12 protein-coding genes and 1 pseudogene are annotated in these 11,297 nt (G+C 47.5%); 5 read left to right on the plus strand and 8 right to left on the minus strand.

Annotation, left to right across the window (positions count from 1 at the left end; translation table 11 throughout):
* The first annotated feature begins 14 nt into the window (after positions 1 to 14).
* Both aroH and hemP read left to right on the plus strand, forming a co-directional pair.
* Positions 15 to 1,061 (plus strand): 3-deoxy-7-phosphoheptulonate synthase AroH, encoded by a 1,047-nt coding sequence (aroH, locus tag AC3G3F_RS17245; protein ID WP_023248037.1) that lies wholly within the window; start codon positions 15 to 17, stop codon positions 1,059 to 1,061.
* Between the two features lie 155 nt (positions 1,062 to 1,216).
* Positions 1,217 to 1,408 carry a hemin uptake protein HemP gene (hemP, locus tag AC3G3F_RS17250; RefSeq protein ID WP_023248036.1) on the plus strand — a complete coding sequence of 64 codons (192 nt, stop codon included), beginning with the start codon at positions 1,217 to 1,219 and terminating at the stop codon, positions 1,406 to 1,408.
* Positions 1,409 to 1,443: 35 nt separating this feature from the next.
* Here hemP and selO read toward each other — a convergent pair whose 3' ends face one another.
* The 6 genes from selO to btuC form a co-directional block, all read right to left on the minus strand.
* On the minus strand, positions 1,444 to 2,886 hold the full coding sequence (gene selO, locus AC3G3F_RS17255; protein WP_488395403.1) for a protein adenylyltransferase SelO: 1,443 nt from the start codon (positions 2,884 to 2,886) through the stop codon (positions 1,444 to 1,446).
* 64 nt (positions 2,887 to 2,950) lie between these two features.
* Positions 2,951 to 3,661, minus strand: coding sequence for an anti-FlhDC factor YdiV (gene ydiV / locus AC3G3F_RS17260; protein ID WP_023248034.1), 711 nt, complete (start codon positions 3,659 to 3,661; stop codon positions 2,951 to 2,953).
* Positions 3,662 to 3,972: 311 nt separating this feature from the next.
* The gene (locus tag AC3G3F_RS17265) at positions 3,973 to 4,437 is read right to left on the minus strand and encodes a C40 family peptidase (RefSeq protein ID WP_023186823.1); all 465 of its coding nucleotides are present in this window, start codon (positions 4,435 to 4,437) and stop codon (positions 3,973 to 3,975) included.
* Positions 4,438 to 4,513: 76 nt separating this feature from the next.
* Entirely contained in the window at positions 4,514 to 5,263 is a 750-nt protein-coding gene (gene btuD, locus AC3G3F_RS17270) for a vitamin B12 ABC transporter ATP-binding protein BtuD (RefSeq protein ID WP_023248033.1), read from the minus strand.
* The gene (locus AC3G3F_RS17275) at positions 5,263 to 5,814 is read right to left on the minus strand and encodes a glutathione peroxidase (protein WP_023248032.1); all 552 of its coding nucleotides are present in this window, start codon (positions 5,812 to 5,814) and stop codon (positions 5,263 to 5,265) included. The genes btuD and AC3G3F_RS17275 overlap by 1 nt, the downstream gene beginning before the upstream one ends.
* Before the next feature lie 91 nt (positions 5,815 to 5,905).
* Entirely contained in the window at positions 5,906 to 6,886 is a 981-nt protein-coding gene (gene btuC, locus AC3G3F_RS17280) for a vitamin B12 ABC transporter permease BtuC (protein WP_023248031.1), read from the minus strand.
* Positions 6,887 to 7,566: 680 nt separating this feature from the next.
* Here btuC and AC3G3F_RS17285 point away from each other — a divergent pair.
* Positions 7,567 to 8,925, plus strand: a complete 1,359-nt coding sequence (locus AC3G3F_RS17285; protein ID WP_070789758.1) for a hypothetical protein — start codon at positions 7,567 to 7,569, stop codon at positions 8,923 to 8,925.
* A 14-nt stretch (positions 8,926 to 8,939) separates the two neighbouring features.
* Positions 8,940 to 9,164 (plus strand): hypothetical protein, encoded by a 225-nt coding sequence (locus AC3G3F_RS17290; RefSeq protein ID WP_488395404.1) that lies wholly within the window; start codon positions 8,940 to 8,942, stop codon positions 9,162 to 9,164.
* A gap of 595 nt (positions 9,165 to 9,759) precedes the next feature.
* Here the strand turns inward: AC3G3F_RS17290 and AC3G3F_RS17295 are convergent.
* Positions 9,760 to 10,346: pseudogene (locus AC3G3F_RS17295) on the minus strand (phage portal protein); the annotation flags it as partial.
* A 154-nt stretch (positions 10,347 to 10,500) separates the two neighbouring features.
* Here AC3G3F_RS17295 and AC3G3F_RS17300 point away from each other — a divergent pair.
* The gene (locus tag AC3G3F_RS17300; protein WP_023248028.1) at positions 10,501 to 10,641 is read left to right on the plus strand and encodes a Hok/Gef family protein; all 141 of its coding nucleotides are present in this window, start codon (positions 10,501 to 10,503) and stop codon (positions 10,639 to 10,641) included.
* A gap of 354 nt (positions 10,642 to 10,995) precedes the next feature.
* Here AC3G3F_RS17300 and ihfA read toward each other — a convergent pair whose 3' ends face one another.
* Positions 10,996 to 11,295 (minus strand): integration host factor subunit alpha, encoded by a 300-nt coding sequence (ihfA, locus tag AC3G3F_RS17305; RefSeq protein WP_001229266.1) that lies wholly within the window; start codon positions 11,293 to 11,295, stop codon positions 10,996 to 10,998.
* Positions 11,296 to 11,297 lie beyond the last annotated feature (2 nt).

Below are 11,297 nucleotides of genomic sequence, written 5' to 3' on the forward strand. Positions count from 1 at the left end.
TTCTGAGACTTGTAATGAACAGAACCGACGAACTCCGTACTGCGCGTATCGACAGCCTGGTGACACCGACCGAACTCGCGCAGCGGTATCCTGTATCTACCTCCGTCGCCAGTCACGTCACCGACTCCCGACGCCGGATAGAAAAAATTTTAAATGGTGAAGATCCACGGCTACTGGTCATTATTGGCCCCTGTTCGATTCACGATCTGAATGCTGCCATGGAATACGCAACGCAGCTCCAGGCGCAACGCCAAAAGCATCAGGCACGTCTGGAGATCGTAATGCGCACCTATTTTGAAAAACCGCGCACCGTAGTGGGATGGAAAGGCCTGATTTCCGATCCCGACTTGAATGGAAGTTACCGCGTCAATCATGGGCTTGAACTGGCGCGTCGCTTGCTATTGCAGGTGAACGAACTGGGAGTACCGACCGCCACAGAATTTCTTGATATGGTCACCGGCCAGTTTATTGCCGATCTGATCAGTTGGGGAGCGATTGGCGCGCGTACCACCGAAAGCCAGATCCATCGGGAAATGGCCTCTGCGCTCTCTTGCCCGGTCGGCTTTAAAAATGGTACGGATGGCAACACTCGCATTGCCGTTGACGCCATTCGCGCCTCCCGCGCCAGCCATATGTTTCTCTCGCCGGATAAAGACGGACAGATGACTATCTACCAGACGAGTGGAAATCCGTATGGGCACATCATCATGCGCGGCGGTAAAAAACCGAACTACCACGCTGAAGATATTGCCGCCGCCTGCGATACGTTGCATGAATTTGATCTGCCGGAACATCTGGTCGTCGACTTCAGCCACGGCAACTGTCAAAAACAGCATCGCCGCCAGTTGGACGTATGTGATGATATTTGCCAGCAGATTCGTAATGGTTCCACGGGGATTGCCGGGATTATGGCAGAGAGTTTTTTGCGGGAAGGCACGCAAAAAATTATCAGCGGCCAACCATTAGTGTATGGTCAGTCCATTACCGATCCCTGCCTGAACTGGGAAGATACGGAAGTTCTGTTGGAAAAACTCGCCGCTGCGGTAGACAGCCGCTTTTAATACCCCGCCCATCCTGCCGGGATGGGCATTTCTTCGACGCTTTGCCTGCCCTTTTCTCTACGCGCGTACGCTTCCCTCACAGAATTAGCACTTGCTGTTACCGCATTAATTATTGATAATAATAATCATTGTGAGTTTGATTATTGATAAACATCATGCCGCGTATGGATAACACCGAATTGCCCCACCCTAAGGAAATAGCCAATGAAACGCTTCTCCCTGCCGCTGAACGGCGCGTCAACAGTCAGGCGCTATTAGGTCCGGACGGCAAAGTCATTATCGATCACAACGGTCAGGAGTATCTGTTGCGCAAAACTCAGGCCGGCAAGCTACTGTTAACCAAATAACGCTCCCGCCAGCAGACTATTCTGCTGGCGTCAGGCTAACTTGAACAACTGACCTCCAGCCGCTTTCCCCACTCCGGCGGTCGGCTGGCATAGTCATCATCTCGATCGGTAAAAGGCTGTCGTAAAACTTCATGCAACCGATGCAGTTCCGCCATGTCTCCCTGTTCAGCCGCATCTATCGCGCGTTGCGCCAGCCAGTTGCGCAATACTACCGCGGGATTCACGCTTTGCATCTGCTGTTGACGCAGCGCGTCATCCACCGCCTCTGTGCGCAATCGCGCCCGGTAGCGGTCGAACCAGGCATCGAACGCCGCGCGATCGATAAACGTATCCCGCAACGGCGATGAGGCGCTCTGTTGCTCCGTATGGCTTAACATCCGAAATGTACGGGTATAATCACTCCCTTCGCGCGCCATCAGGCTAAACAATTCATTCAGTAAAACGTTATCGTCTTTTTGCCCGGTAAAGAAGCCCAGCTTCTGTCGCATTCGCTGCCCGTAGTGCGTTAACAACGCATCCTGGTAGCGATCCAGCGCTCTGTTTAAAGCGTCGATCTCAATAAAAGGGGTTAATGTCTGCGCCAGACGTTGTAAATTCCACAGCGCCACCGCCGGTTGATTATCGAAGCGGTAACGTCCCTGATGATCGGAATGGTTACCAATGAAGCCAGGATCGTAGTCGTCGAGAAAACCAAAGGGACCATAGTCGATGGTCAGCCCCAGAATCGACATGTTATCCGTATTCATAACGCCGTGCGCAAAACCGACGGTTTGCCACTCGGCGATGAGTCTTCCGGTACGCGCCGCCACCTCTTCAAACCACAAATCATACTTTTCCGGCGCATCCTGCCATTGCGGCCAGTAATGACGAAGAGCGAAATCGGCCAGTTGCTGAACTTTTTCCGGCTCACGGCGGTAGTAGAAATGTTCGAAATGACCAAAACGCATATGACTTTGCGCCAGTCGCATTAACATCGCGCCCGCTTCCTGCGTCTCTCGCTGAACAGGCGTATCGCTGGTTACGATAGATAACGCGCGTGTAGTGGGGATACCCAGATAATGCATGGCTTCGCTGGCAAGGCTTTCTCGTATAGTTGAACGCAGGACGGCGCGTCCATCCCCCATTCGCGAATAGGGTGTTAATCCGGCGCCTTTCAGATGCCAGTCGAGGACCGAGCCATCCGCCAGGAGCTGTTCGCCCAGCAAAATACCGCGTCCATCACCGAGTTGCCCGGCCCAGACGCCGAACTGATGCCCGCTATATACCTGCGCGACAGGCGACATGCCGGGCAATAAGATTTCACCGCCCCAAACGCCAGCGCCGTTTGTAACGTCAAATAGCGAAGCGGGAATGGCTAACTGCTGCGCCAGTTTGTCATTATACCAAATCAGACGCGCATTTTTTAACGGTGTGGGTAAAAGCGCGGTATACGTTGCTGGCAGTTCATCGCGCCAACGGGCAGTAAAAGACAGGGTCATAGGGCCTCCTGTCTCCAGTGTAGACGGTTAATCACCGGTTAAACACCGGCAAACAGAAAGGTTATCACTGAACGAGTTTAATTAGCTGGCTTACCGGCACCGGAGGCCATAGTCCTCCCTGAAATGCGCTAAATCCCAATGGCGCAGCGCGTGCAAACATCGCCTCATTATCAATGCCGGCAATCATCAGAGATTCGCAGCTAGAGGAGATCTGTGCAACTATAGCGTGCATGAACGGTTCGAATGAGATCATTTCAGCACGCTGCTGAATAAAATTTTTATCCAACATGACTCGCTTGAAAAGCCCATCGAAAATAGCTTTAGTTGACGCTTCTCCTGCCCCAAAATTTGCCAGCATTAATGGGAAATGCATTGCCAGATTGGCTAACGTTTCATTCTCTTTACCCTGGTTTAATCCAGGATAATTCTCATTTATAGCCAATTCAAGAAACGGAAAACGCGCCGCCCTGGAAAAAAGTTCGCTATCTAATAATAATAAGCCACTAATTGCGGGGGGTAAATTAAGCCATGCAATAAGTTTATGCTGAATAAAAAAGTGTTGGCACGTTTCTAACAGTGCAAGTTTTTCAACAAACAGACAGTATTGTTCCTCCACCGAAAGGCGTGGCACTACCAACTCAGTCGGCATCCGCACAGCACCGTCTTCAGTAGCAAACGTCGCAATAATTTCTAAGCCAGCAAGCCGAGCGTTTTTATCCATTGCAGGAAGGAAAAAGAGTTCGGAATGGTAAAGCTCATCAAGTGAAGCAATCATTACGCCAGTCCCATAGTTAGGGCGTTATTCGCCATCCAGTCACTACGGACGGAAACAGACGTAACTTCAGATACTAATTGAAGCGTCATCATTTTTCTTTTTACCGGTAAACCGGTTCCTTTTTTAACTTACTCTGATTATAAACCAATATCCAACGTTGTACTTTTAACAGGGCGTGAACATGCCCATTTTTAATAGAAGTATGTTTGTAAATGCTACGGTTATATCATTATATAGGATGACAGCAGACGTCATAAGTTCAACCAGCGATATGCTAAAAATAGACCATAAAAATTATGTCGCCTGCGAGATTAAATTCGTCGTGCCTGCCAGAAGCTTTTCCGCCAGTACACATTATCCAGCGATGAACGCATCACGCCACGGCTGGTAGAGGCATGAATAAACTCATTATTTGTATCGTAAATACCAACGTGTAAACCACTTTCGCCCGAACCGGTTTTAAAGAAAACCAAATCTCCGGGAAGCAATTCATCTTTATCGATTCTGGTGCCAATTTTTGATTGTTCACGCGTATCGCGCGGCAACTGCAAATCAAACTTGTCGCGCATAGTGACGACCACAAAACCGGAACAGTCCACGCCTCTGCGACTCATACCACCATAGCGATATGGCGTGCCGCGCCAGGACTGCAACTGATCGTTAAGACCTGCAATGACGGTAATCGAGTCTGATAACCTGGCATTTGGTGCCGGTGCCTGATGAGTACTGCATCCTGCCAGGAATAATGCTGTGATAACAAGAAGCCAAAAACGCATGCCGCAACAATCCTCTGTTTTTATTCTGGTATTAATTTAGCGTCGAAATTACCTGCTTTTCAAGAAACGATTTCACTTAAGTGGCCGATATGAGCATTTGATGCCCCTCGACGTCGAGTCGTCGAAAGCACATTCCGTAAGCTTGCGCCAGATAAGAGGGGGTGAGCACCTCCTCCCGGCGGCCGCAGGCAATGAGTTTACCGCGCTTTAGTAACCAGGCTTTATGCGCATGGCGCAGCGTGTGGTTCAGATCATGACTGCTCATTACAATCGCGATTCCAGCCTGACACAATTGATGCAATACCCGGTCCAGAGCGTTTTGTTGCGCAACATCAAGGCTATTCATCGGCTCATCAAGTAACAATAACTGACCGACCGGATTAGCGTCGGGATGAATTTGTAGTACGACAGCAGCAAGGCGAACACGCTGCCACTCGCCGCCGGAAAGCTGATTGACGCTTCGCCCCAGTTTGTCGCCCAATCCAAGCATATCGGCCACCTCGTTAAGCTGCCCGGTTCGCATTTTGTCAGGTTGATGCAATGTCAGGTAATGCCAGACTGGCATGGCGAACGGCGGATTTTGCTGTTGCGCAAGATAAGCACGGTGTTGGGCAAGCTTTGCCGCCGCCCATGTATCCAGCAACGCTCCGCCAAATCTAATACTCCCCTCACCGGAGGTTAACCCCGCCATACGCGCCAGCAGAGTACTTTTCCCGGCACCGTTCGGCCCAACAAGGTGAAGAATCTCTCCTGCACTTACTTCGCCGGAAAGCGGCCCCAGGCGGGTGCTCTCGGCGACATCCTTTAATTGCATCAATTGAGACATTATTTTGCCAACGCGATTTTTATACTTTCCATCACAATGGGATCTTCAGGCGTCATATCCGGTGAGAAACGCTGTACCACCTGACCATCCCGGCCTACCAAAAATTTTTCAAAATTCCACAGAATATCATCCGGATAGAGTGGCGTACGCCCTTTGCTCACCATCCGTTCGTAAAAACCACTCTTCTCCGGCGCAACGGCCGTTGGCGCAGCGGCTATCAGTTTTTGATACAGAGGATGGCGTGTTTCGCCATTCACATCGATTTTGCTGAACATCGGGAATGTTACGCCCCAGGTGCTGGCGCAGTAGGTTTTAATCTCTTCTTCGCTGCCTGGCTCCTGCCCCATAAACTGGTTGCAGGGGAAGCCCAACACAACAAACCCCTGATCTGCCCACGCTTTCTGGATATTTTCCAACTGTTCATATTGTGGCGTCAAACCGCATCTGGAGGCGACATTCACAATGAGCAGCACTTTTCCGGCGTATTTTTCAAGCGTAGTGGCCTCTCCATCAATCGTCGTAACGTGAGTATTAAGAAGCGAGTTTTGCATGGTGTCTCCCTGATGTCGGTAAAATAGTGGGTTTCATCGTTAGCCTTTAATCATAGACTGCGAATGATGAAAACAGTTGTTTACCAATGCGCTAACGCGCGGATTTGAGCAACAGCCAGATAAACACCGGCGCGCCCAACGTGGCGGTGACAACTCCGATAGGCAGTTCAGCCGACGCCAGCGCCAGCCGGGCGACCACATCAGCTAATAGCAGGGCGATAGCCCCGGCCAGCGCACAGCCGGGAAGTAAAACCCGATGATCGGTTAAACCGCATAAACGCAGGATATGCGGAATAACCAGGCCAATAAATCCAATCGCCCCCGCCATCGCCACGCTAACGCCCACCATCCAGCCGGTAGCGACGACCAACAGATTGCGCCAGAACCACAGCGGCAGGCCGAGCTGACGGGCCGAGGTTTCCCCTAGCACCAGCATATTCATCGGTTGCGACTGGCAACATATCCAGATCAGCACCGGGATGAGCGCAATCATCAGCCAGCTCTGCTGCCAGTCAACGCCGCCAAATCCTCCCATCATCCAGTACATTAATTGCCGCAGATCGAAAGAGGTGGAAAAATAGATAGCCCATGTCATCAGAGCGCTACAGATAATGCCCAGCGCGACGCCCGCCAACAGCAAGCGGCTGGTAGAGAGATGGCGGCGCGCAAAACGCAGCAGAATTAACGTAATAGTGAGCGCGCCGGCTATGGCGCACAGCCCCAGCGACCATCCTGGCAGTTGCCCCTGCCCCAACAAGACGGCGGCAATAAGCCCAACACCAGCCCCATTCGAAACGCCGAGCAGGCCCGGTTCGGCAAGCGGGTTTTCAAACAGCGCCTGCATCACGGCGCCAGATAGCGCCAGCGCAGCGCCAACCAGTAGTACCGCAAGCGTACGGGGAAGACGAATTTGCCAGACAAACAGTTCTCCCCGGGCGCTTAACCAGTCACCTGGAGCAATCCACTGTTCGCCTGCGCATAAGCTCAGCAGTGTAGCCAGTAGCACCAGCAGTGACAGGCTCAGAAGCCAGCGAAGGTTTCGTCGCTGTTGTTGGCGGGCAAAAGTCAGCATGTTATCCATTTAGCTGAAAAGAGGTAGCGTGATTTTACGGTGGGTATTCCCTACTTGAAAGAAAAAAGGCCGTAATGCTGCCATATTAGTCCCGGTAAAATCAATAATTTACATTTAAAACAACCACTTACTTAAACAACAAACCACACATAAACACGGATTGTACTATAGAAGCGGTCACTTTGTGGATCAATGCGAAACATATTTTGCTATCAGAAAAGCAACAACAGCGGTCACAATGACGGAACCTACAGGAATAATAATCGCACTCCATTTCCATTTTGTATTGTCATCAACTCTATCGAACCGCCTGTTCACGTCCTCCGCAATCCGCTCGCAGCGCTTGTCCATTTGTGGACTGACCCTACTACAGTCAGTATCCAGCTTTCAGGAGAAAATTCGCAGCATAAAAATCTTCAGTAAATTTCAATCCTGCAAATCGTGGCAGGTAACAATAATGCCTCGATATTATTAAACATCTCTTTTTATATGTTATTTAAGCATTATTTAGTTAATCCAGATGATAATACCAATTAGCTCATAATCGTAATAGTTTGTTTGATCATTGAAGTTTTCAAATGCTGTACTCGCTCAATCAAGACAAGGTTTCATGATGGCAACTCAAAATTTTGTAAGATGATTAACCATGTGTTTTAACGCGTTCACTCAGGAGGTATAAAATGACAACAACACTTAATAACAATATAAAAGAATATTTCATAAAAAATAATTGTAAATATGAATTGCAACCCGACGTTACTTTTCCAGTAACAATTCCTGCAAACCAGGACATTCTTATCAAGGTTGCCGGCAATGACACTACCCTTGTTGACGAAGAGCGGTGGAGTTCTCACGAAAAAACTTTACTCCCCTCGCTTATAACAAGTATAGGAAATAATGCAAAAGTTAAAATAGAAATAACACAATGTTCAAATGTCATCATTAACAAAAGATTATCGTTAGGTTCCTCCATTAATCAAAATGGAAGCAAGTCACAAGCTGCCCTTATTGATTCAGTCATTACTGGAACCATAGGACGTAATGTAACTTTAAAAATATTAATTGTAGACTCGGCCAATATCATACTCAATGCGCAAGATAGCAGCTTAATTATTAATGACGCCGATCTAATTAAAGAAATAATTAATATAGATGATGGGGACAACCCTCTTGATAATTTTAAACTAGATGTAGAATTAATAAATTGCGCTAACATTCATTGTCCAGAAGATAATAAGGAGTGTGGAGTTATTTCTATAAATGATGGTCAGTTAATAGACGAAATACTTGATTGTGGGGAAATAAAAAACAAGAGTAATATAAATATCAAAATAAAAGACAGTGCAAACGCACATGTCAACTCTATAAATATAGTTGAAGGAGAGTTAGTGGATGAGTTAATAGATTGTTTATCCATTGCAGATAGCTCTGTTAAAATCAAAATATCATCATCTGTATCAACATCTGCAAATACAATTTCTATTACAGAAGGGGAGTTGCTCGATGAAACAATGGACGTTAAAAACCATATCAGAAACAGTAAAATTGATGCAACAATCACTAATTCCGCAAATGCTTTCTACTCAGCGACAATGACTATTACAGGAGGGGAATTAATAGATGAGATAATAGACACTAATGAGATAACAAATTCAAAAATTGAAATAAAATTAACCACTAGTGGCTGTGCATCATATATTGGAAATAACGCAGGTCACACTTTTACCTTAACAAATGGTGAGTTGATCGATGAGATTATCGACTGTTCCAATAATATTAGTGATAATAACCCTATATCAATCACTGTAGAAAACAGCGCCAATGTAATAACACAAAACTCTTCAAACCACGTTCCAGTCTTGAATATAACTAATAGTCAACTATTGGATGAGTTAGTCGACTGCCCAAATATCAACAATAACTCTATAACTGTTGAAATATCATCTTCAGGAAACATTGCATTAGCGAATTCAATTTTAAATTCTTCTAATATGAATTTAATAGAACGTATAATTGATACAGAAAACACTACGAAATGACTAAGGAGATTGAAATGGCTATTAGCATCGGAAACACTGTAACTACGAATGTTTGTAAGAGTTTTAATTTACTCTGCATTTTTTCTGTCCCGTTAGTAGAACTAATAAATACAAATAATTTATTTGATAGTAATTTTTTAAAAAACAACAATATCTACCCCACAATTTCTTCCTCAGGTGAAACCCCCATTTCAGATGATTTTATTCAAGCCAAACCATGCTTCCCGCTATCGACCTAAGCAGACGGAGAAACCACGTAAAAACAATAAATTAGCAATCAGAAGTAATATGATAAATATCAGAAAGGAAGCCATTGACAATGAAAATAATAATTCAAATAATACTACCACCAACTTTTATTTTTTCGTTCGTCAATGGTTCCTCTTTATGAATACACAGGATCGGTTCACTGATCCGCTCGCCGCAAGCCCAGATTAGCGAACCGCGCAGCGGTGAGTCTGCCAGGGCGAGGAAGCGGAATTACTGATGACCTGAACATTTACGCGCCGCAACCTGAATAAAAGCGTTTGCCGCGCGCAGGTGACGGGGGAACAGCCCACGCAACGGCGGCTGGAAGGCAACCCGTCGAAAACATAGCTAAATCGCCGTGTGAGCGCCTTTGTGTACGACGAACTGGCTCGCATTCGATTGCTAAGGCGTGCACCTGTCTGCGTGATGCTGAGGCGTTATTTTTAAAGAGAGATTAAGTGAAGGCGTGGCCGCTAACGTGCAGAGATCCGGCAGGTTAATAAGCAGAAAGCAGGCAGGGATAGTGAAAAAAATTGATGCTGTATAGTGTGGCAGGTCATGGTCAGCGATAACCTACCAGAGGTATCAGACGCTGTTCTGTTCCAGTAGTGCGTAAGGGTTAAACCGTACCACCTCTTCGCCAGGCCAGTCATTGATATATTTGAGGGCTTCCATTGCCGGATTAAGTTCATTGATAGCGAAGACGCGCACTGCTTTTTCAATGTCGCCAAACATCCCTTCTCGCCCGGCATAGCACCCAGCAATTGCGGCGGTACGCGATGAAAGGTCGGCACATCATCACGCGAAGACGCTTTGATATTCATAAACTCATCTTTGGCGGTGATTTGCTGGAATGGCAGGATCTACACCCCGTCTTTGCCCCCGCCAGTGTTCGGGATCAGCAGGTTTTTAAACGCGCCGCCGCCCCGCGATTCCGTTAACGTTTTTTTCAGCGCTTCCATGCTCTCGCGGTTAACGGCGGCTGTTCCGATGTGGATAATGCAGCCCGCGTGTGAGCCGTTGTCATAGTAGTATTTGCGAAACTGATCCGCAGAACGTGAGAGACTGGCCGACAGCAACGCCCCGATATATTCAAGCATTCCGTAGATCTCCTGACTGATATCGGGATTAATGATGTGGCAGACCTCCCCGCACCGGAAGGCATAAACATCCCTACCGGATTCAGTGTACCAAGTCGCGGGTGCCTTCGATGCTGGTCGGAGGTCCACTGGAAAGGCCCCGGAAACATTACTGTTAACCGAGGCCCTAACCGTCTACCCTAAGCAAGTGATAGGTTAGTGCCTCTCCGAAAAACGAGCAAGCACCATGCTGCAAAAACCGTTACTGGTCATCACAATTTTTGTGGTGATAGTCCTCACATTCTCCATGCTGCATGGATCGTTATGTGAAGTGCGTATGAAGTTTTGGGGAGCGGAGTTTGCGGCGTTCTTACAATGTAAGCAGTAAGGAAACCGCGACGGGGGTGCAATCCCTCGTCATTCGGTTGTTTAAGGTGACAATCGTAAGGCACCCTTTCTCTACCGGGTATGTACGAAGTCAAAAAGTCGAAGCCCACGACGTCAAACCGTGGGCTTTTTTTGCATTCTGAATTTAAAAACGTGGTCACCTTGAGGATTGTTCAAGCGCAAAAACAATTAAGAATCAATAAGTTACATGAAGAAAAAAGGCCGCAATGCGGCCTTTTTAGTTATACGCGTCATCTTTCAGGCTGACAGATACGCTGTCATCCCGCTGATCTACTTTCGGAATGGCAGCGTATCTGCCGCAATGCACCCTGATGGATGTTATGCCTGGATCTGATTACTCTTCTTTGGGCGAAGCGTTTTCGACCCGGCTCTTTAACTTCTGTCCGGGTCTGAAGGTCACCACGCGCCGTGCTGTAATAGGAATATCTTCACCCGTTTTCGGGTTACGCCCCGGACGTTGATTTTTATCACGCAGATCGAAGTTACCAAAACCAGAGAGTTTCACCTGCTCACCGTTTTCCAGAGCACGACGGATCTCTTCGAAAAACAGTTCAACCAGTTCTTTGGCATCCCGCTTGCTAAGCCCAAGCTTATCAAACAGATATTCTGACATTTCAGCTTTTGTAAGCGCCATAG

This window comes from Salmonella sp. FC25216 (assembly GCF_057751355.1).